The 18,141-nt window shown below is 71.7% G+C and carries 24 protein-coding genes and 1 pseudogene; 17 read left to right on the top strand and 8 right to left on the bottom strand.

What is annotated here, in order from left to right:
* Positions 1 to 129: 129 nt before the first annotated feature.
* Positions 130 to 738, bottom strand: a complete 609-nt coding sequence (locus ACZ61C_RS30590; RefSeq protein ID WP_465311304.1) for a TetR/AcrR family transcriptional regulator — start codon at positions 736 to 738, stop codon at positions 130 to 132.
* Positions 739 to 830: 92 nt separating this feature from the next.
* On the opposite strand from ACZ61C_RS30590, the gene ACZ61C_RS30585 reads away from it, so the two are divergent.
* Positions 831 to 2,045 (top strand): amidohydrolase family protein, encoded by a 1,215-nt coding sequence (locus ACZ61C_RS30585; RefSeq protein WP_465311303.1) that lies wholly within the window; start codon positions 831 to 833, stop codon positions 2,043 to 2,045.
* A gap of 184 nt (positions 2,046 to 2,229) precedes the next feature.
* Here ACZ61C_RS30585 and ACZ61C_RS30580 read toward each other — a convergent pair whose 3' ends face one another.
* Positions 2,230 to 3,111: an SDR family oxidoreductase gene (locus ACZ61C_RS30580; protein WP_465311302.1), complete on the bottom strand. Its 882-nt coding sequence runs from the start codon at positions 3,109 to 3,111 to the stop codon at positions 2,230 to 2,232.
* 77 nt (positions 3,112 to 3,188) lie between these two features.
* On the opposite strand from ACZ61C_RS30580, the gene ACZ61C_RS30575 reads away from it, so the two are divergent.
* Entirely contained in the window at positions 3,189 to 3,791 is a 603-nt protein-coding gene (locus ACZ61C_RS30575; RefSeq protein WP_465311301.1) for a TetR/AcrR family transcriptional regulator, read from the top strand.
* 28 nt (positions 3,792 to 3,819) lie between these two features.
* Here ACZ61C_RS30575 and ACZ61C_RS30570 read toward each other — a convergent pair whose 3' ends face one another.
* Positions 3,820 to 4,434 (bottom strand): TetR/AcrR family transcriptional regulator, encoded by a 615-nt coding sequence (locus tag ACZ61C_RS30570; RefSeq protein ID WP_465311300.1) that lies wholly within the window; start codon positions 4,432 to 4,434, stop codon positions 3,820 to 3,822.
* Positions 4,435 to 4,551: 117 nt separating this feature from the next.
* Here ACZ61C_RS30570 and ACZ61C_RS30565 point away from each other — a divergent pair, with 117 nt between their 5' ends.
* The 5 genes from ACZ61C_RS30565 (at position 4,552) to ACZ61C_RS30545 (ending at position 9,564) form a co-directional block, all read left to right on the top strand.
* Positions 4,552 to 4,941 carry a tautomerase family protein gene (locus ACZ61C_RS30565; RefSeq protein WP_465311299.1) on the top strand — a complete coding sequence of 130 codons (390 nt, stop codon included), beginning with the start codon at positions 4,552 to 4,554 and terminating at the stop codon, positions 4,939 to 4,941.
* A gap of 29 nt (positions 4,942 to 4,970) precedes the next feature.
* Complete coding sequence (locus tag ACZ61C_RS30560; RefSeq protein ID WP_465311298.1) at positions 4,971 to 5,873, top strand: alpha/beta fold hydrolase; 903 nt, start codon at positions 4,971 to 4,973, stop codon at positions 5,871 to 5,873.
* A 169-nt stretch (positions 5,874 to 6,042) separates the two neighbouring features.
* On the top strand, positions 6,043 to 7,650 hold the full coding sequence (locus tag ACZ61C_RS30555) for an alpha/beta hydrolase (protein WP_465311297.1): 1,608 nt from the start codon (positions 6,043 to 6,045) through the stop codon (positions 7,648 to 7,650).
* 56 nt (positions 7,651 to 7,706) lie between these two features.
* Positions 7,707 to 8,357: a TetR/AcrR family transcriptional regulator gene (locus ACZ61C_RS30550; protein WP_465311296.1), complete on the top strand. Its 651-nt coding sequence runs from the start codon at positions 7,707 to 7,709 to the stop codon at positions 8,355 to 8,357.
* Between the two features lie 43 nt (positions 8,358 to 8,400).
* Positions 8,401 to 9,564, top strand: a complete 1,164-nt coding sequence (locus ACZ61C_RS30545; RefSeq protein ID WP_465311295.1) for an FAD-dependent monooxygenase — start codon at positions 8,401 to 8,403, stop codon at positions 9,562 to 9,564.
* Between the two features lie 38 nt (positions 9,565 to 9,602).
* Here the strand turns inward: ACZ61C_RS30545 and ACZ61C_RS30540 are convergent, their stop codons facing one another.
* Positions 9,603 to 10,193, bottom strand: coding sequence for a MarR family winged helix-turn-helix transcriptional regulator (locus ACZ61C_RS30540; protein ID WP_465311294.1), 591 nt, complete (start codon positions 10,191 to 10,193; stop codon positions 9,603 to 9,605).
* Here ACZ61C_RS30540 and ACZ61C_RS30535 point away from each other — a divergent pair.
* On the top strand, positions 10,171 to 11,043 hold the full coding sequence (locus ACZ61C_RS30535; protein WP_465311293.1) for a cyclase family protein: 873 nt from the start codon (positions 10,171 to 10,173) through the stop codon (positions 11,041 to 11,043). The two genes, ACZ61C_RS30540 and ACZ61C_RS30535, sit on opposite strands and share 23 nt — an antisense overlap.
* Here the strand turns inward: ACZ61C_RS30535 and ACZ61C_RS30530 are convergent.
* Both ACZ61C_RS30530 and ACZ61C_RS30525 read right to left on the bottom strand, forming a co-directional pair.
* Positions 11,021 to 11,725: a phosphatase PAP2 family protein gene (locus ACZ61C_RS30530; RefSeq protein WP_465311292.1), complete on the bottom strand. Its 705-nt coding sequence runs from the start codon at positions 11,723 to 11,725 to the stop codon at positions 11,021 to 11,023. The genes ACZ61C_RS30535 and ACZ61C_RS30530 overlap by 23 nt on opposite strands.
* Before the next feature lie 67 nt (positions 11,726 to 11,792).
* Complete coding sequence (locus tag ACZ61C_RS30525; RefSeq protein WP_465311291.1) at positions 11,793 to 12,002, bottom strand: CsbD family protein; 210 nt, start codon at positions 12,000 to 12,002, stop codon at positions 11,793 to 11,795.
* A gap of 181 nt (positions 12,003 to 12,183) precedes the next feature.
* Here ACZ61C_RS30525 and ACZ61C_RS30520 point away from each other — a divergent pair, with 181 nt between their 5' ends.
* The 6 genes from ACZ61C_RS30520 to ACZ61C_RS30495 are packed head-to-tail and all read left to right on the top strand — an operon-like array spanning position 12,184 to position 14,554.
* Positions 12,184 to 12,633: an Asp23/Gls24 family envelope stress response protein gene (locus ACZ61C_RS30520; protein WP_465311290.1), complete on the top strand. Its 450-nt coding sequence runs from the start codon at positions 12,184 to 12,186 to the stop codon at positions 12,631 to 12,633.
* The gene (locus ACZ61C_RS30515; RefSeq protein ID WP_465311289.1) at positions 12,630 to 12,905 is read left to right on the top strand and encodes a hypothetical protein; all 276 of its coding nucleotides are present in this window, start codon (positions 12,630 to 12,632) and stop codon (positions 12,903 to 12,905) included. The genes ACZ61C_RS30520 and ACZ61C_RS30515 overlap by 4 nt, the downstream gene beginning before the upstream one ends.
* 10 nt (positions 12,906 to 12,915) lie before the next feature.
* The gene (locus ACZ61C_RS30510) at positions 12,916 to 13,092 is read left to right on the top strand and encodes a hypothetical protein (RefSeq protein WP_465311288.1); all 177 of its coding nucleotides are present in this window, start codon (positions 12,916 to 12,918) and stop codon (positions 13,090 to 13,092) included.
* 3 nt (positions 13,093 to 13,095) lie between these two features.
* Complete coding sequence (locus ACZ61C_RS30505; protein ID WP_465311287.1) at positions 13,096 to 13,470, top strand: Asp23/Gls24 family envelope stress response protein; 375 nt, start codon at positions 13,096 to 13,098, stop codon at positions 13,468 to 13,470.
* On the top strand, positions 13,467 to 13,994 hold the full coding sequence (locus tag ACZ61C_RS30500; protein WP_465311286.1) for a DUF6286 domain-containing protein: 528 nt from the start codon (positions 13,467 to 13,469) through the stop codon (positions 13,992 to 13,994). The genes ACZ61C_RS30505 and ACZ61C_RS30500 overlap by 4 nt, the downstream gene beginning before the upstream one ends.
* The gene (locus tag ACZ61C_RS30495) at positions 13,991 to 14,554 is read left to right on the top strand and encodes an alkaline shock response membrane anchor protein AmaP (RefSeq protein ID WP_465311285.1); all 564 of its coding nucleotides are present in this window, start codon (positions 13,991 to 13,993) and stop codon (positions 14,552 to 14,554) included. Before ACZ61C_RS30500 ends, ACZ61C_RS30495 begins: the two co-directional genes overlap by 4 nt.
* Positions 14,555 to 14,713: 159 nt before the next feature.
* Here ACZ61C_RS30495 and ACZ61C_RS30490 read toward each other — a convergent pair whose 3' ends face one another.
* Both ACZ61C_RS30490 and ACZ61C_RS30485 read right to left on the bottom strand, forming a co-directional pair.
* On the bottom strand, positions 14,714 to 15,124 hold the full coding sequence (locus tag ACZ61C_RS30490; protein ID WP_465311284.1) for an ANTAR domain-containing protein: 411 nt from the start codon (positions 15,122 to 15,124) through the stop codon (positions 14,714 to 14,716).
* Positions 15,125 to 15,623: 499 nt separating this feature from the next.
* On the bottom strand, positions 15,624 to 15,833 hold the full coding sequence (locus ACZ61C_RS30485; protein ID WP_465311283.1) for an ATP-binding protein: 210 nt from the start codon (positions 15,831 to 15,833) through the stop codon (positions 15,624 to 15,626).
* Here ACZ61C_RS30485 and ACZ61C_RS30480 point away from each other — a divergent pair.
* The 3 genes and pseudogenes from ACZ61C_RS30480 to ACZ61C_RS30470 form a co-directional block, all read left to right on the top strand.
* A pseudogene (locus tag ACZ61C_RS30480) lies at positions 15,832 to 15,885 on the top strand (MerR family transcriptional regulator); the annotation flags it as partial. The gene ACZ61C_RS30485 and the pseudogene ACZ61C_RS30480 sit on opposite strands and share 2 nt — an antisense overlap.
* 172 nt (positions 15,886 to 16,057) lie before the next feature.
* Positions 16,058 to 16,750: a response regulator transcription factor gene (locus ACZ61C_RS30475; RefSeq protein WP_465311429.1), complete on the top strand. Its 693-nt coding sequence runs from the start codon at positions 16,058 to 16,060 to the stop codon at positions 16,748 to 16,750.
* Positions 16,747 to 18,126, top strand: coding sequence for a sensor histidine kinase (locus tag ACZ61C_RS30470; RefSeq protein ID WP_465311428.1), 1,380 nt, complete (start codon positions 16,747 to 16,749; stop codon positions 18,124 to 18,126). Before ACZ61C_RS30475 ends, ACZ61C_RS30470 begins: the two co-directional genes overlap by 4 nt.
* The last annotated feature ends 15 nt before the right edge of the window (positions 18,127 to 18,141 follow it).

Below are 18,141 nucleotides of genomic sequence, written 5' to 3'. Positions count from 1 at the left end.
ATCGGCGTCCTCGTCGAATCGACCATCGTGGCCGGCGGCCTCGGCCCTAGGCTGGGTTCGCCGACACCCGAGGTCACGTCTACGCTGGTCCGCGAGGCCACGGCCAGTCCGTTTGCCACGAGATGCCGGTCAGGGAGCGTCGACGAGGCGCTGGACCGCGGCGGCGAGCCAGTCGCGCAGCACATCGAGGTCGCCGAGGTCATCGGTCAGCACCCGCCGCCGCGTGCTCACCCCCAAAACGAGCGCGTCGACCGCCGCGGCGCGCGCCGCGGCCTCAGCAGGCGGCAGACCGTAACGCAGCAGCTGTTCGGTGAACGGCCGCAGCGACTCCTCGTCGAGGAAGGCAGTCAAGGCCCGGGCGGCCTCGGGGCGTTCACCCGAGGCCCGGTGCAGCACGAGCAGCGGGTCCTCGCCCTGGATGCCGCTCCACCGCGCCACGGCCGCATCGGCGAGCCGCCGGCCGAGGGTGTCGCGTGGCCCGTCGAGCTCAGCGAGGTCAAGGTGGACCTGCGCGGCGGCGAGGAACAGGCCGTCCTTACCCCCGAAGTAGCGCGTGATCAGGTTCGGCGAGACCCCCGCGCCGTCCGCGATGGCTCGCACGGTCGCGCTGTAACCGGCGGTCGCGAACTGGCGACGAGCCTCGGCGAGGATCGTCGCCCGGGTGCGGGCCGCATCGCGCGCCCGCCCGCCCGCAGCCCGTCCGGCATCACTGTTCGCGTTGCTCTCCGTCTCGGTCACGCCCGCACTGTAGCTGATGTGTACGCTCGAACACATATGTGTATGGTCGTACACATCGCTCGGCTCGTGATCACCGCGGAAGGACCTCAGACATGCGCACCGCCTTCACCCACGTCCGCGTCTTCGACGGCGAGCAGGTCCACCCGTCGACGACGGTCGTCGTCGACGGGGACCGGATCGCCGCCGTCGGCGGGCCGGAACTCCTCGCGGACATCGACGTGACCGTCGACGGCACCGGCCGCACCCTGCTGCCCGGCCTGCTCGACGCCCACGCCCACGCCGGACCCGACGACCTCGCCACTGCCCTGCGCTTCGGGGTCACCACCGTGCTGGACATGGGCGGCCCCGCGTCCGCACAGGACCGCGCGGAGTGGGCGGCCCGCCCCGACAGCGCCGACGTTCGCGGCGCCGGGCAGCCGGTCACCGCCCCGCACGGCCACCCCACCCAGCTGTTCGCGAACCTCACCGGCCCCGGTGTGCCCGACCCCTCGCAGTTCCCGCAGACCAGTTCGCCCGGCGAGGCGCGCACCCTGGTCGAGCGGCTCGTGGGCGGCGGGTCGGACTACATCAAGTTCATCCTCGAGGAGGGCACCGTCATGGGTATGCCCGGTCTCCCGCTGCTGGTCCACGACGCCTACGACGCCGGCGTGCGGGCTGCCCACGAACACGGGCGCCTGGTGATGACGCACGCGCAGACCGCGGCCACCTGGACCCAGGCCGCGCGCAGCGGCACCGACGCCCTGGTCCACCTGTTCATCGACCGCCCCCACGACGACCAGCTCGTCGACACGATCGCCACTTCCGGAGCCTTCGTGACCCCGTGCCTGGTGCTGGCCCGTTCCTTCATGGGCCTCGCCGCCCCGGAGCTGGCGGCCGACCCCCGCGTGAGCAGCAGACTGGCCCCGAACTGGACCGCGGCGCTGGGTCGGTCCCTGTCCACTTGGAACGCGCCCTTCGACAACTCCCTCGCCAGTGTCGCCGCCCTCGATGCCGCCGGCGTCGACATCCTCGTCGGCACCGACGCCTCCGTCGACTTCCCGACCGGCGGCGGACTGGCCCACGGCGCGAGCGTGCACCACGAGCTGGCGCTGCTCGTCGAGGCCGGCTTCTCGCCGGTGCGCGCTCTGCGCGCGGCCACCTCGGTCCCGGCCCGGCGCTTCGGTCTCGACGACCGCGGCCGCGTCTCCGCCGGGCTGCGCGCGGACCTGCTGCTCGTCGACGGGGACCCGACGGCCACCATCGGCGACACCCTCTCCATCGCGGGCGTGTGGCGTGGCGGGCGCAAATGCTCCGGCGCAACCGCCTGAACTGACACTCTCCCACCAGGGTCTTCGCAGCACTTTTGTGGCAACAGCCCCGACCCCGGGTAGCGGATGCACGCGAACTCGCGCCGAGACGGCGTACGCCCCCATCGTGACCGCTGAATGCGATCCCGCATTTGCGGCAGCCGGTACGCACCGCACAACGCCTGCCGCCGTCGGGCGCGCACGTTCAGGCCTGGAGGTTTTCCAGGTCCTCGAGCAGGCTGGGGTACACCGGCTTCCACCCGAGCGCCTCGCGGGTGTGCGCGCTGGAGGCAGGCTGGTCCATCGCGAAGATCGGTCCCAGCGGCCCGAAAGTCTCCTGGGGCACCGACTGCGCGGGCAGGCCGAGCCGCCGGCCGATGACCTCGGCGATATCGCGGACCGCGTCGCCTTCGTCGGCGACCGCGTGCCACGCCGTGCCGGCCGGCGCCGATTCCAGCGCCAGCCGGAACAGCACCGCCGCATCGAGCGCGTGCACCGCGGGCCAGCGCTGGGTGCCGTCACCCGGATAGCCCGCCACGCCGCTGCGGCGCGCCTCGTCGGTCAGCAGGCCGGCGAAGCCGCCCTGCCCGTCGTTGTGCACGGTTCGGGGCATCCGCACCGCCGAGCTGCGCACCCCGCGCGAGGCCAGCTCCAGCAGAGCGGTCACCGAACGCGCGCGGTCGGCGACCGGGCCCTCCAGCGGCAGCGGGTCGGCTTCGGTGGCCAAGCGACCCGGGATCCACGGGGTGCCCGACACGGTGACGATCGGCCGGCCGGTGCCGGCCAGTTCGTCCCCCATCGCCGTCGTCGCGGCGCTTTCTTCGGCCATTGCCGCGGCCAGGGTTTCCGGGCTGGCGTTGTCCCGGCCGAACGCCAGGCTGATCACCCCCTCGGACCGCGCGACCGCCGAGCGCAGGAGCCCGACGTCGGACAGGTCGCCGCGCAGCACGGTGGCACCGGCGGTTTCCAGGGTGTGCGCGGAGCGGTCCGAGCGGGCCAGGGCGAGCACGGTGTGGCCGTGGGTGAGCAGTTCGGTGACGACGGCCGAGCCGATGGTGCCGGTGCCGCCGGTGACGAAAACCTGCATGATCACTCCTTGATGAGACGTTGTCTCGTCACCGTAGCACGTCGACGAGACAGCGTCTCATCAGTAAGCTGGCCACCATGGGCCGCTGGGAACCGGACACGCGCATGCGCCTGGTGCGCGCCGCCGTCGAGCTGAGCGCGGAGCAGGGCTATGAGGCGATCACCACGACCCAGATCGCCGAACGAGCCGGACTGAGCCGCGCCACGTTCTTCCGCCACTTCCCCGACAAACGCGAAGTGCTTTTCGCCGGTCAACAGGAGCACGCCGACCTGCTGTCCGCGGGGATCGGCGCGGCGCCACCGGACGCCGCGCTCCACGAAGCACTGTCGTCGGGCCTGTCCCGGCTCGCCGAGTCCTTCACCGCCGAACAGCGCGCGTTCGGCGCCAGCCTGGGCGCGACGGTCGCGGCCAGTCCCGAGCTCCGGGAACGATCCGCCTTCAAGACCGCCGAACTCGCGACGGCGATGACCACCGCTCTCCAGCGCCGAGGCGTTCCCGAAGCCACCGCGACCCTCGCGGGACAGTTCGGCGCCCTGGCCGTCAACCGCGGCTTCGCCCGCTGGTGCACCGAGGTCGACGACGTCGACCTCGGCCACCGCATGCGTGAAGCCCTGGACGAGCTGCGCGTGGCCGCGGCCCCCCTGGCCGAGCCACAGATTCCGGCGCCGGCCCGAGCGTGACCGGCGACCACGCCATGCCGACGACCGGCTACTTCACGGCGTAGCCGGTCACGACCTGGATGGCGCCGTCAAGGGCCGCCCGCAGCGCCACCGTCGTCCCGGACGCCTGCGTCAGCAGCAGGCCGCCCTGCAACGAGGACAGCAGCACCAGGCTGAGGTAGTCGACGTCCGCGTCCCCGGCCAGCTCGCCGTTCGCCCGCATGGTGCTTAAACCGTCGCGGAAGGACCGCCGCCAGCGCTCGAACCCGTCGCTGATTTCCGAGCGCAGGTCCGGCGCCGTCTTCAGCAGCTCGCCGGCCAGAGAGCCGACCTTGCACCCCCCGGCCAGCGTTTCGTAGCGCCGCACGTACGAGTCGGCCCACGACCGCAGGGTCGCCAGCGAGTCCGGAACACCCGATCCGTCGGACCGCGCCGGGTCCACGGCGTCGGCGACCCGCCTGCGCAGCACGGCACCCACGAGTGCCGCCCGGCTCGGGAAGTAGTGGTTCAGCTGCGAACCGCTGACCCCCGCCGCGGCCCGCAGGTCCTCGTTGGTGGTTCCGCCGCTGCCCCGTTCGTAGAACAGCTCGGCCGCCACCTCGAGGACGCGAGCCCGGGTGGCCTGCCCCTTGGGCGTCAGCGATCGCTCATCGACTTCTGTCACGCCGATCACCTTACCAAAATTGGGCTGGACAGACCATTTTTCGTCGAGTAGGAATGGTCTGGTCAGCCCAAAACATCGCCGGTGGCTCGCTCCACCGGCCGGAGAAGGGACACCCCCATGCCGTTCGTCCGCCTCACCCTCAACGACCCCACCCTCGACGACACCACCAAGAAGGAACTCGCCACCGCGCTGACCGACCTGCTGGCCCAGGACCTCGGCAAGATCGCCCGGATCACGGTCGTCCAGATCAACCTCGTCGAGGCCGGCTCGTGGTTCATCGGCTCGCAGCCGGTGACCGGCACCGGCGGACATCTGGAAGTCAGCGTCTCGACCGGGATCAACACCGACATCGAGAAAGCCCGGTTCATCGACCACGCCTACGCCGCGCTCGAACGCATCCTCGGCGAGCTCGCGCCGATCTTCTACATCGAAGTCCACGAGATCCCCGGCAAGTCGTGGGGCTACAACGGCCTTCCGCAGGCCGACCGGACCGAAGACGTCGACTGACCCGCCACGACCCGATCCGGAGGTGCTCCATGGCCCGGCTTCCCGGCCCGTTCCGCTACCAGCAGATCGACGCGAACGGCACGATGATCACCACCGCCGTGGCGGGCAGTGGCCCGCCGCTGCTCCTGCTGCACGGCTACCCGCAGACTCACCTCATCTGGCGGCACATCGCACCCGCGCTCGCCGAGCACTTCACCGTGGTCGCCACCGACCTGCGCGGTTACGGCGACAGCGCCAAACCCGCCCCCGACGCCGAACACCGCGTCTACGCCAAACGCTCCATGGCCGCCGACCAGCTCGCGGTGATGCGGCACCTCGGGTTCGACCGCTTCCACCTCGTCGCCCACGACCGCGGTGCCCGCGTCGGCCAGCGGCTCGCCCTGGACCACCCGGAGGCCGTGGACAGGTTCGCCGCGCTGGACATCGTGCCCACCCGGCACGTGCTCACCCACGTCGACCACACCATGGCTTCGGCGTACTTCCACTGGTTCCTCGCCGCCGCCGGCGGCGGCATCCCCGAACGGCTCCTGGGCCACGACCCCGGGTTCTGGATCCACACGATGATCGACCGCCTGCTCGGCCGCGGCGTCACCATCGAACCCGACGTGATGGCCGACTACGTCCGCGCGTTCAGCGACCCGGCCACCATCGCGGCCACCTGCGAGGACTACCGCTGCGGCGCCACCTCGGACATGGCCGACGACAACGCCTCCGCCGAGGCCGGGCACAAGGTCACCGCACCCACACTGGTGCTCTGGGGCGAGCAGTCCTTCGTCGGCCGGGCTTATCAGCCCTTGGACGTCTGGCGCGAGTACGCCACCGACGTCACCGGACGCGGCCTGCCCGCCGGCCACTTCCTGCCCGAAGAGGTCCCGGGTGCGGTGCTGGAGGAGCTGCGTTCTTTCTTGCCGGGCACGGCATCGGAGCGCTGACCACCGCCGGCGGGCCCGGCGGCGGCCGGGCGGAACGTCGTCCGGCATCGGCCGAACGGCTCCTTTTTCCCGGCTGACCGGCCGTTCCGCGGCCGGGCCCGCCCGCTTAACGTCCGCACGGTCACCCGGAGCCACCGCTCCCCCCGGCACCACGAGGAGTGAGTTCCCGATGCGGGCAGAACACCACGGGCTTCGCCGCGCCCTCACCATCGGCACCGTCGCCCTGGCGGTCACCGCCGGGACGGCCGTCGCCGCCCACGCCACGACCGGCTCCGCCGACCCCGACCGGGCCGCCACTCCCGTACTCGACTGGACCACCTGCGGTTCCGGCGGCAACCTGTTGTGCGCCACCGCGCAGGTGCCGCTGTCCTACCGCGATCCCGGCGGCCCCCGGATCGCCCTCGCCTTGAGCAAACGACCCGCGACCGACCCGCAGCACCGGATCGGCACTTTGTTCGCCAACCCCGGCGGACCCGGCGCCGGCGGGCGGATCCCGCCCCGGCTGGAACCGGTCGTGAGCGCGCGCTTCGACATCGTCGGCTTCGACCCGCGCGGCACCAAGGCTTCGAGCCCGGTCACCTGCTCCGACGACTCTGCCGACGACGCGGCCCTCAGCCCGGACTTCCCCGTGACCGCGGCCGAGGAAACCGCGGTCATCCAACGGGTCGGCGACGTCACCGCCCGCTGCGCCCAGCACGCCGGGCCGTTGCTGGGCCACATGTCCACCGCCAACGTCGCCCGCGATCTCGACCTGCTGCGCCGCGCCGTCGGCGACCCCCAGCTGACCTACCTCGGCACCTCCTACGGCACCCACCTCGGCGAGGTCTACGCCAACATGTTCCCCCGGCGGGTCCGGGCCATGGTGCTCGACGGGGTGCTGAACCCACAGGAGTGGACGACCGGGCGCGCGCCGGGCGAGAACGCCCAGCCGTTCACCTACCGCGTCGCGCCGTTCCTGGGTGCCCAGACGGCTCTGCGCACCGTCGTGCGGGAGTGCGCGGCCCACCCGGAGTGCGCGTTCGGCGAACCCGGCGCGACCGAACAGAGCCTGGACCGCAAGTACGACGCCCTGCTGGCCACGGTGCGCCGCGGCCCGCTGACCTACCTCGACTCCCACGGCGACGCCCGGCAGATCACCTACCGCGACCTGGTCAACCGGATGCTCACCGGGCTGTACGACCCCGACGCAGCGGTGAGTCTGACCCCGTTCCTGCAGACCCTGCACCAAGCCGCCCAGCAGCCCCCGGCCTCGGCGGGCATCCGCGTCCCCGTAGCGGGTTCGACGCGGTTCGCCCCCACGGACGACGAGCCGCTCAACGCGTTCAACACCTGGTTCAGCGCGGTCGCCTGCACCGACTCCGACAACCCCCGCGACCCCCGGGCCGTCGGCCGCTACGCGCGCCTCGCCGAACCTTCTGCGCCGGGGTTCGCCTCCGCCTGGACCTACCGCTCGCTGCCCTGCGCGAGCTGGCCCGTCACCGATCCCGACCGCTACACCGGCCCGTGGAACCGCCCCACCGCGCACCCGCTGCTGCTGGTCGGCAACCGGCTCGGCGACCCGGCCACCCCGTACGAAGACGCCGTCGACACCAGCCGGCTGCTCGGCTCGGCCCGTCTGCTCACCGCTGACACCGCCGGGCACGGCGTCGCCTACGGAGGGCGCAGCCAGTGCGTCGACCGCCGGCTCGACGACTACCTGGTCGACCTGGTCCTGCCGTCGCCTGGCACGGTCTGTGCCCCCGACCACCGGCCGTTCGACCCGCCGACAGCCTGGTAATTTTTGACAGGTACAAATTTTTGACGACCCCAAGATTTCGCGCTAAAGTCGGGGCTATGCCACGCCAGCCGGGACTCCGCGAACGCAAGAAAGCGCAGACGCGCCAGCACATCGCCGACACCGCGGCACTGCTGTTCGCCGGCCGCGGCTACGACGAGGTGTCGATCGCCGAAGTCGCCCGGGCCGCCGGCGTCTCCGACCAGACCGTCCACAACTACTTCCCCGACAAACGCGACCTGGTGTTCGACCGCGTCGACGAGTTCCGTGAACGGCTTTCGCACGCCCTGCTCGACCGCTCGGCCGGGACCAGTCCGGCGCAGGCCGTGCGCACCCTGGCGCACATCGACATCGAGCGGTACCGGGAGTCGACCACCGAAACCGCGCGGGGCGAGCTGCCCGCGCTGTGCGCCGCCAGCCCGGCCATCCGCCGGTTCGCGCTGGAGATGTTCGACGACCAGGCCGACACCGCGGCCGCCGCCATCCGCACCGCTTTCCCCGCCATCCACCCGGGTGTCGCCCGGGCGCACGCCGCCGCGCTGGTGTCGGTCTTCCAGCTCATCGTCGACCGCACCGGCCGGGGCATCCTCGACGCGACGCCGCCCGATGCGCTGGCCGACGAGCTCGTCGACGTGGTCGACGCGGTCCTCGACGACCTCGACCACCACTTCCGCACGGTCCACAGCTCCGACCGGCGCGCGACCACCTGACCGCTCCGGCACCACCCGCACCCCGCCCACGAAGGACTTCGTCATGCCCAGAACCCGAATCCTGATTTCCGGCGCGAGCATCGCCGGGCCGGCGCTGGCCTTCTGGCTGGACCGCCACGGCTTCGACGTCACGGTCGTGGAGAAAGCGTCCGGTGTCCGGCCGGGCGGCCAGGCCGTCGACCTCAAGGGCGCCACCCACCTCACCGTGCTGCGCCGGATGGGGCTGCTCGAAGCGGCCCTGCGCCGGCACGTGGAATCGCCGGACGGCGCGATCGTCGACACCACCGGCCGCCGCATCGGCAAGGTGCCCGGCGAGTTCGGCGGTGGCGAACTGAACATCCCCCGCGGTGATCTCGCGGTGCTGCTGCACGAACGAACCGCCGACACGTGCGAATACCTCTTCGGCGACTCGATCACGGCTCTGGCCGAGACCGCCGAGGGCGTCGACGTGACCTTCACCCACGCTCCCCCTCGAACCTACGACCTGGTGGTCGGCGCGGACGGCATTCACTCCGCTGTGCGCGGCCTCGCCTTCGGGCCGGAGCGGGACTACGTCCGCCACCTCGGCTACCACTACGCCCTGGCCGACCTCGGGACCGACGAGGAGGACGTGCTGTACTCCGAACCGGGTCGCTCGGTGGCGCTCGGCGGCAAGGCGCCCGCGTTCTTCGTCTTCGCCTCCGGACCGATCGAGTACGACCGCGAGGACACCGCCGCACAGAAGGAAATCGTGCGAGCCGCGTACGCGGGGGGCGGGTGGCGAATTCCCGAGCTCCTGCACCTGCTTCCGGCGGCCCAAGAGTTCTACCTGGACTCGATCAGCCGGGTGACGATGGACCGGTACACCACCGGCCGGGTCGCGCTCGTGGGAGACGCCGCGTACGGCAACGCGCTGGGCGGGTTCGGCACCGGGCTGGCCCTCGTGGGCGCGTACGTGCTCGCCGGGGAGCTCAAGCGCGCCGCCGGAGAACACGGCGCCGCTTTCCGGCGCTACGAGACCGCGATGCTCGGCTACGCCAAGGTGTCACAGAAGGTCAACGCCGGGCGGCTGCTCGCACCCGCGTCGCGGTGGGGCATCCGGGCGCGCAACCGGCTCTTCTCGGTGTCCGCTTTCTTCAGGCCGCTGATGAAGCTCAGCGACCACTTCGCGACAGACATCGACCTCGACGACTACGAGAGCGCACGGCCGGCGTCGCTCACCCGGTGATCCGCTCAGCGCCCAGCGCCGGCTTCGGACCACTGCCGTCACGACTGACCGCCCTCCTGCACCGCCGCGGTCAGCCGGGCCAAGAGGGTGAGCGCCAGCTCCCGTTCGGTGCCGGTCAAACTCCGGCAGACCTCGTCGATCCGGCGGATGGCCGGCGCCCACGCCGTCAGCACCGCCAGCCTGCCCGCGGGGTTTCCGATGATCGTGACCCGGCGGCGATCGGCGACGTCCCGGACCCGCTCGACGTTACCGGCACGTTCCAACCGATCCACCAGCGCGGTGACCGAGGCTCCGGTCAGCCCGAGACGGCTCGCGAGTTCGGTGGCCCCCAGCGGGCCGGCTTCGCTGAGCACCATGACCGCCCGCATGTCGGTGGCGTGCATGCCCATCACCCGCGCCATGCGCACGGCAAGGTCCTGGGACGCGTCGATCAGGCCGCGCACCGCATCGGTCGCGGGGTCCAGCTCCGCCAGTTCCGGGGGCACCGGCCGGTTCGCTTCTCCCGACACCACATTCTCCTCAGCTGTCGGTTTGTTCGATAATCTAAGTACTTGATAGACTAAGTACGTCTGGGGATCATCGTGCCACACCGGAAGGCCACCGAAGATGACCGAAACGATCGACGGCAACCGCGGCCGCTGGGGGGCCGGCGACGAGCTGGGCACCCTCAACCTGATCACCGACGAGGTGCGCGCCCGGGCCGTGGCCGAAGCCCGCACCGGCCGGTGGGTGTCCCTGGCCCGGCCGGTGGAACCCGCGTCGATGCTGGGCGGCCCCTTCACCCCGGCCGCGCCGGCTTCCCCGCCGGTGCAGCAAGCCCTGCTGCACACCGGCATCCCGCCGATGGGCATGGCCGAGATACTGGTCGTGACCCCGCACCACCCGGCGCTGACCCACCTCGACGCCGTGGCGCACCTGCCGGTCGACGGGCTCGTCTACCCCGGCCGCCCGCTGGCCGAAGCCGTCACCCCGGGCGGCATCCAGCACGGTTCGACCACGGCGTTCGCGAGCGGCGTGCTCACCCGCGGCGTCCTGCTCGACCTCGCCCCCGGCGACCGCCTCCCCGCCGGCCACGCCGTCACCGGCGCCGACCTCGACGCCGCCGAGCGCCACGGCGAGGTCCGCGTGGAGCCCGGCGACGCCGTCGTCGTCCGAGGCGGCTGGACCTTCGGCTGGGGCGGCGAGGCACCCACCCCGGGCCTGACGACCGACGCGGTCACCTGGCTGCAGCGACGCGATGTGTCGGTCTACGCCGGCGACATCGGCGACGCCTTCCCGCCCCTCGACCCGCAGGAGCCGATGCCCCTGCACCGAATCGGGCTGGCCCACCTCGGGCTGCCGCTGATCGACAGCGCCGAAGTCGGCGAACTGGCCACGCTCTGCGCCGAACTCGGCCGGTACGCTTTCCTGCTGACCATCGCGCCGCCCCGGCTCCACGGCGCCACCGGGGTACCGGTCAACCCGCTGGCCGTCTTCTGACCCCGGCACCACGCGGCGACGTCCCGGTGAGCCGTGCCGCCCTTCCGGCGGCAACCAAAAACATCACGGCGACGGCGAAAGCAGCACCGGCCAGGACGTCGGTCGGCCAGTGCACCCCCAGATAGGTGCGCGTCCACGCGATCACCAGCACGTAACCCGCCGCCACTGTCCACAAAAGACACCGCTGGAACCGCCCGCGCACGCGGCGGATGGTCAACCAGCCGACGATACCGGCGGCCAGCGCGGCCGCGGTGGTGTGCCCGGAGGGGAATGACTGCCCCGTGGCGTGCCACGCCCAATCCGTGCGAGGCGGACGTGGGCGGGCGATGAGCTGGGACACGACGTACCGGGCCACCAGGGTGACGCCCATGAGCGCCGCCAGGGCCATCGCACGGCGCAGCCGTTCGACCGCCGTGCCGGAGCAGACAGCCACCGCGATCGCGAACACCCACACCGTGGCGAACACCGGAGTCGCGGTCAAGGTCACCACCCGGGCGAGCACGTCCAGCGGCGCGGTGCGGTGGGTGACCAACCACGTGTGGAGGACGTCGTCGAACTCCGCCGTCCAACCAGGCTTACCGGACACGGAAATCGTCAGCACCACGAACACCGAGGTTGCCGCGAACACACCGGCGAGCAGGCCCACGAAGCCGCGACCCCGGGATCGTTCGAGCGTCGACATCGAACACTTCCCTCCGCCCCGGACGGTGGGCGGCCGCTCCCTGGCCGGCCACCGGTCCCGTTGGGACTCAGTCCTTCTTCAGCACGTTCTTGACCTTGTCGACGGCATCGCCGACCGCGTCCTTGACGTTCTCGACCGCGTCCTTCACACCAGCCTTGGCCTGGTCGGCCTGGCCTTCGGCGCGCAGCTCGTCGTCCCCGGTGACCTTGCCCGCCGTCTCCTTCGCCTTGCCACCGAAGTCTTCGGCCTTGTTCCCGATCTTGTCGCCCAACGACATGAGCCGCTCCTCCCGTACCGGTCCCGTCCCCTGTGGACGGCCATGCCCATCAAGACACCTCGGCGACCCATTCGTCATTTCCCCGGCCGCGTGACCGTGTTCACTCGAACGTGGCCGTGACGATTCCGTTGCGCCCCGGGTCCTTCCGGCACAACGGTTCACCCGACGAAGGAGGAACACCATGGCCGAGACGACCACGAAGACCCCCGCCACCACCAAGGCGACCGGCGACCTCGTCACCAGCCAGGGCTCGACGACGATCGCCGACACCGTCGTGCAGAAGATCGCCGGTCTGGCCACCCGCGAGGTGGCCGGGGTGCACTCCCTCGGCGGCGGCGCCGCCCGCGCCTTCTCCGCGATCCGCGAACGCATCCCGGGTGCGACCGCGTCGGCGGGCCAGGGCGTCTCGGTCGAGGTGGGTGAGAAGCAGGCCGCGGTCGACCTGCAGATCGTCGTCGAATACGGCGTGTCGATCGCCGACCTCGCGCGCTCGGTCCGACGCAACGTGATCACCGCCGTCGAGCAGATGACCGGCCTCGAGGTCGTCGAGGTCAACATCGCCGTCGGCGACCTCAACCTGCCCGGCGACGACGCCGACGACCAGGTCGCCGACACCGGCCGGGTGCAGTGACACCCGACGCAGTCGCGATCGCCGGCGCCTTGGCGGGCCTGCCCGAGGTGGCGGGCCCGCACGGCGGCCGGGTCGGGGAAATCGCGACGCTGCTGCCCGGCCGGCGCGTTGCCGGGGTCCGCGTCGGTAACGAAGAAGTGACCATCGGCATCGTGCTTCGCTACCCGGTGACCGCCTCCGCGGCGGCGACCGCGGTCCGGGTCACGATCGGCCCGCTCGACCGGCCTGTGCGCGTGTTCGTCGGCGACGTGGCCACACCCACCACTTCTTGACGGAGGTTCCATGAATGCCACCCGCACCGGTCTGCTGACCGGTCTCGCGCTCGGCCTCGCACTCGCCTTCGGCGGGTTCGGAGCGTTCCTGACCGTCCTCGTGCTCGGCGCCATCGGCTTCCTCATCGGCCGCCACCTCGACGGCAAGATCGACCTCGCCCAGCTCTTCGGCCGGGACCGGAGCTGAGCCATGACCACCACTGTGCCCGCCGAAGAGCGGGGTGACCTGGTCATCTCCGGCCACGCGGTCGAACGGATCGCCGCGCACGCCGCCCGCGAGCTCGGCGACGTCGGCGGCGCCGCCGGGCGCGTCCTGGGGGTCGCGCTCGGCGGCGAAGACGCCGACCGCTCGGTGAAGGTCGACGCCGAGGTCGACGGCGACCGGGTGCGGCTGACCACCCGGCTGTCGATCACCTACCCCGCCTCGGTCGCTCGCACCACCGACAAGGCCCGAGCTCACCTGCGCGAGCGGGTGAACGAACTGACCGGGCTCGACGTCGAGCAGGTCGACATCACCGTCACCGCGCTGCACCCGCTGACCACGTCCTCCAGGAGGGTCTCGTGAAACGCCGCCCCCGTCGCAGCACGCCGGCCGCCCTGACCGCCCTGGTCGTGACCGCGGCCGGTGCGCTCGCCGCGATCGTCGCCATCCAGATGATCCTCGGCGAACGCCCGTGGCTGGACTACGGCGCGATCGCACGACGGCTGCACGACCTGCGCTGGGCCGACCTGCCCGTCGTCGTCACCGGCGGGGTCGTCGCCCTGCTCGGCCTGACGCTCGTGCTCGCGGCGGTACTGCCGGGCAAGCTCACCGTGCTCCCGCTGCGCGGCGACCTGGACTCGGGCGCCTCGCGCCACAGCTACGGCTCGACCTTGCGGGCGGCCGCGGAACGGGTCGACGGCGTGGACAAAGCGCGGCTGAAGGTGCGACGGCGCAGCGTCCGCGTCCGGGTGCAGACCCGCCGCACCCGCCCCGACGGCATCGCCGACGCGGTTCGCGTCGCCGTCGCGAACCGGTTGGACCGGATCGACCCGGTCCGCCGTCCCGAGGTCAAGGTCCGTCTTCGCGCAGTGAGGAGCACGTCGTGAACCGTCCCGCCCGACTCAACCGCACCCTGCTCGTCATCCTCGGGCTGCTCTTGCTCGCCGGCGGCGCGGTCCCGGCAGCGATCCGCTTCCACTGGCTCCCGGCGCTCGGCGCGGACCGGCCGATCGTGCCGGGCACCGCACTGCCGCCGACCTGGGCGTGGTACGTGACCGCAGCCGCCGGGATCGTCGTCGCGCTGGCCGGGCTGCGTTGGCTGGCCGCCCAGCTGAGCCGCAAACCCGGAAACCGCATCTGGCACTTCGAAACCGATCCAGACGCCGGCACGACGGATCTGGCCACCACCACGGCCGTCGCCCCGTTCACCGAAGAAGTGCGCGGCTACCCTGGCGTGCGTACCGCGACGGCGGCCCTCAGCGGCCCCCGCGACCACCCCGAGCTCCTCGCGGTCGTCTCGGTCGAGCAGGACGGCGACCCCGCCGAGATCCGCGACCGCATCCGCGACGAGGGGGTGCCCAGGCTGTGCCAGGCCCTCGACCTCGACGACCTGCCCACCCACGTCGAACTGCGCTTCACCACCGCGGTCAGCTCCCGCGTCGCATGACGGCCCCTGCCGAGCCGACCATCCCCGGGTAACGCCGGCACGAAAAGGTTCCTCATCGGCCGTCGACGCAGCGGACTTGGCCGGCGCCGTCACAGCGCACCTGGGCCCACACGGTCTTGCCGTCCGACTCGGACGAACAACGCACACCCCAGTCGACGCTCAGCGCCTCGACCAGCACGAGGCCACGGCCCCGCAACACCGACAACGGGGAACGGACGACCGCAGGTGCAGGGTCCGCCGCCGTGTTCGCAGGCGTTGCTGACCAATTCGGTCACCACCAGCAGCGTCGTCCAGTTCGTGATGTCGCTCGGTGAGGGTGTGGGTCAGAACGTTCAGCTTGACGTTGAGCTGCTGAGAAGTGCGACGCAAGATGTCGAACGCTTCGTCGGCGGACACGCCTCGGCGGTTCATCGAGATGCCCTTGGCCTGGCCGATCGGCTCCCGGCTGTCGACGGCGCGCTGCAGATGCTGCTGTCGCAGCTCCGCCGCAGTGCGAGCGGACGCACCGGCCAGCGCCGGAGAAGCGTGCGAGGACAGGATCAGCGCGTGATCGACCGACCGCCACGTCATCGAAGGCGTCGGTCCGGCGGCTGTAGAGGTTGCTCGCGCCCGGCGGCAAATCCGACGCCGGGTTCGCAAGCAGAGTCGTGGCGAGCAGTGAGCCGAAGCCCAGCTGCGCGGCCCGGGTCCCGAGCTCGGGAAACGCCGTCGATGCTGCGAGGTCGTTGGTCAGGGCGTGCCCGGGGCCGTCTTGCCGGGCGGCTTCCAGGCAGGGTCCTTCGCCCGTCCGGTACTGGATCGCGTCCAGCGCCTCGGCCGTGTCGTCGGTCAGCACGGGGGTGTGGAACCCACCCTCGCCGGCGCGCAGGGTGATGCTGACCAGATCCGCCTCCGGCACTACCCGCACCGCGCCCTCGACGACCCACTGAAGGGTCGCCGGCGTTCGCCGTCCCAGTGAAATCCGCTTGTGTGCCGACGAAAATTACGTCGAACCGCCTCCCGAAGACCAATTTGAGCAGTTCTCGCTCGTCGGAAGCAGAAGAGACTCGAACAGGCCCCGGCACTCGCGCTACAAGTAGCGCCAACTTTTCACGGACGTTCCGACGCGCAGCCCAGATGACAACGGAGGGCACTGCAGGGTGTGATCAGTTTTGTCCGGATCCTGCTGTTGGTCGCGGAGTAGGTTGCGGCGTTGGCGGGTGCGGTAGGAGTCACCGGTGAGGGTGAGGACTTCGGCGTGATGGACCAGGCGGTCGATCATCGCCGAGGTCGCCGGCATGCTGGACACCTCGCCGCACACGCTCCGCCATTACGAGCGAGCAGGGCTCGTCGAGGTCGGCCGCGACAGCAGCGACTATCGCGCTTACAGCACGGAAGCGTTGCGGTACCTGGTGTTCCTTGCTTGGATGCGGCTGTCCGGGATACCGACGGTCGCACACGGTGACGCCGCCGACCGCCGGCCAGGCAATCGCCGGCAAGACGGCGTCTCGCCGGGCAGGCATGATGGCGGACATGCCGCACCGTGTCCTGCTCGCCGACGACGACCGCGCGATCCGCGAATCGCTCGTGCGCGCGCTCGAGCTGGAGAACTACGCCGTCACCGAGGTGACCGACGGCGTGAGCGCGCTGGCCACGGCCCGGCGCGAAGAGTTCGACGTGCTGATCGTCGACGTCATGATGCCCGGTGTCGACGGGCTCGGGGTGTGCCGCGTCCTGCGCGCCGAAGGCGACCGCACCCCGATCCTCATGCTGACCGCGCGGGTCGAAACCCCCGACCGAGTGGCCGGCCTGGACGCCGGCGCCGACGACTACCTGCCCAAGCCGTTCGAGCTCGACGAGCTCCTCGCCCGGCTGCGAGCCCTGCTGCGCCGCACCTCGGCCGAGCCGGAAGCTCGGCGCACGCTGCGGCTGGACGAGCTGGCCGTCGACCCCGCCGCCCGCCGCGTCTGGTGGCACGGCACCGAGATCACCCTGTCCAAGACCGAGTTCGACCTGCTGGAACTGCTCGTCCGCAACGCCGGCATCGTGCTCGACCGCACCACGATCTACCAGCGGATCTGGGGCTACGAGTTCGGCTCGGACTCGAAGAACCTCGCCGTCTACATCGGCTACCTCCGGCGCAAGCTCGAACAGGCCGGCGCCGCGGACCTGATCCACACCGTCCGCGGCGTGGGCTACTCGGTGCGGCCGGCATGAACCTGCGCAGCAAGCTCGCGATCGCGTTCGCCGGCGTCGGCGCCGCCGCGGCGATCCTCGTCGGCGTCCTGAGCTACCAAGCCGCCTCCGAACGCATCGACGCCGAACTCGACCGGTCGCTGCTCACGACCTCGGCGGAAGTCGCGGCCGGCGCGACCCAGGTCCTGGCCCCGAGCCCGGTCACCCGCGGCCCCGATGACGACGACCACGACGAAGCCCAGCCGATGGCCGCGCAGTCCCTCGAGCCGGACGAGACGACCCGGCCGGTCGGCGGTCGCCCGGTGAGCCTGCCCGTCGCCGACGAAGACCGGACCCTCGCCGCGACCGGCTCCCTCGGCGACCACCGCTACTGGGACTTCACCGCCGGCCGCGACGACTACCGCGTGATCACCGTCGCCCTCGGGCCGGGCCGGGGAGCCATCCAGCTCGGCATCGACGTCGACGAGTCCCGGCACGTCCTGAGCGCCCTGGCCGCCCGCATCACCGGCGTCAGCGCCCTGGTCCTGGTCGTCGCGGCCTTGGCCGGCTGGCTGCTCGCCCGCCAGATCACCCGGCGGCTGGTCCGCCTGACCGACGTGACCGAGCAGGTCAGCGACGGCCGCCTCGACGACGTCGCCGTCCCGACCGGTGGCAGGGACGAGGTCGGACGCCTGGCGACGTCGTTCGACCGCATGCTCGGCCGCCTCGCCGACGCCCGCGCCGACCAGGAACGCCTGGTCCAGGACGCCGCGCACGAGCTGCGGACCCCGCTCACCAGCCTGCGCACCAACGCCAGTGTCCTGCGCCGGTTCGCCGAGCTCGGCCCCGATGCCCGCGCCCGGCTGCTCGACGACGTCGACGGGGAAACCCGCGAGCTGACCCACCTGATCGACGAGCTCGTCGAGCTCGCCACCCACCGCTACGAAGCCGAGGAGCCCGCACCCGTCGAGCTGGGTGAGCTCGTCGAGCGCGCCGCCGGCCGGGTCCGGCACCGCTCAGGACGCGCCATCACCGTCGATGCCGACGCCACCACGCTGACCGGGCAGGCGAAAGCACTCGAGCGCGCGGTGACGAACCTGCTGGAGAACGCCGTGAAGTTCGCCCCGGACGGCCCGATCGAAGTAGAAGTGCGCGACGGGCGGATCCAGGTCTTCGATCGCGGCCCCGGTATCGGCGAAGCGGACGCGGCACGCGTGTTCGACCGGTTCCACCGGGCCGACGGCGCCCGCGGCCTGCCCGGGTCGGGCCTCGGGTTGGCCATCGTGCGCGAGATCGCCCAGGCCCACGGCGGATCGGTGTTCGCCGAGCCGCGGCCGGGCGGCGGCGCGGTGGTCGGCTTCACCGTCGGCGCCGATGTTCTCTTACCCAGTTCTCACCCTGGTCACGTCGGCGGCTAACCGGGCTCGGGGAGG

The sequence above is a fragment of the Amycolatopsis sp. NPDC104587 genome (genome assembly GCF_055583645.1).
This window is presented reverse-complemented; position numbering and strand designations above follow the sequence as displayed.

Bases quoted from the DNA above. Each gene is read 5' to 3' on its own strand.
- ACZ61C_RS30585 (WP_465311303.1), top strand. From the start codon at position 831: ATGCGCACCGCCTTCACCCACGTCCGCGTCTTCGACGGCGAGCAGGTC.
- ACZ61C_RS30580 (WP_465311302.1), bottom strand. From the start codon at position 3,111: ATGCAGGTTTTCGTCACCGGCGGCACCGGCACCATCGGCTCGGCCGTC.
- ACZ61C_RS30575 (WP_465311301.1), top strand. From the start codon at position 3,189: ATGGGCCGCTGGGAACCGGACACGCGCATGCGCCTGGTGCGCGCCGCC.
- ACZ61C_RS30565 (WP_465311299.1), top strand. From the start codon at position 4,552: ATGCCGTTCGTCCGCCTCACCCTCAACGACCCCACCCTCGACGACACC.
- ACZ61C_RS30560 (WP_465311298.1), top strand. From the start codon at position 4,971: ATGGCCCGGCTTCCCGGCCCGTTCCGCTACCAGCAGATCGACGCGAAC.
- ACZ61C_RS30555 (WP_465311297.1), top strand. From the start codon at position 6,043: ATGCGGGCAGAACACCACGGGCTTCGCCGCGCCCTCACCATCGGCACC.
- ACZ61C_RS30550 (WP_465311296.1), top strand. From the start codon at position 7,707: ATGCCACGCCAGCCGGGACTCCGCGAACGCAAGAAAGCGCAGACGCGC.
- ACZ61C_RS30545 (WP_465311295.1), top strand. From the start codon at position 8,401: ATGCCCAGAACCCGAATCCTGATTTCCGGCGCGAGCATCGCCGGGCCG.
- ACZ61C_RS30535 (WP_465311293.1), top strand. From the start codon at position 10,171: ATGACCGAAACGATCGACGGCAACCGCGGCCGCTGGGGGGCCGGCGAC.
- ACZ61C_RS30530 (WP_465311292.1), bottom strand. From the start codon at position 11,725: ATGTCGACGCTCGAACGATCCCGGGGTCGCGGCTTCGTGGGCCTGCTC.
- ACZ61C_RS30525 (WP_465311291.1), bottom strand. From the start codon at position 12,002: ATGTCGTTGGGCGACAAGATCGGGAACAAGGCCGAAGACTTCGGTGGC.
- ACZ61C_RS30520 (WP_465311290.1), top strand. From the start codon at position 12,184: ATGGCCGAGACGACCACGAAGACCCCCGCCACCACCAAGGCGACCGGC.
- ACZ61C_RS30510 (WP_465311288.1), top strand. From the start codon at position 12,916: ATGAATGCCACCCGCACCGGTCTGCTGACCGGTCTCGCGCTCGGCCTC.
- ACZ61C_RS30505 (WP_465311287.1), top strand. From the start codon at position 13,096: ATGACCACCACTGTGCCCGCCGAAGAGCGGGGTGACCTGGTCATCTCC.
- ACZ61C_RS30490 (WP_465311284.1), bottom strand. From the start codon at position 15,124: ATGACGTGGCGGTCGGTCGATCACGCGCTGATCCTGTCCTCGCACGCT.
- ACZ61C_RS30485 (WP_465311283.1), bottom strand. From the start codon at position 15,833: ATGCCGGCGACCTCGGCGATGATCGACCGCCTGGTCCATCACGCCGAA.
- ACZ61C_RS30475 (WP_465311429.1), top strand. From the start codon at position 16,058: ATGGCGGACATGCCGCACCGTGTCCTGCTCGCCGACGACGACCGCGCG.
- ACZ61C_RS30470 (WP_465311428.1), top strand. From the start codon at position 16,747: ATGAACCTGCGCAGCAAGCTCGCGATCGCGTTCGCCGGCGTCGGCGCC.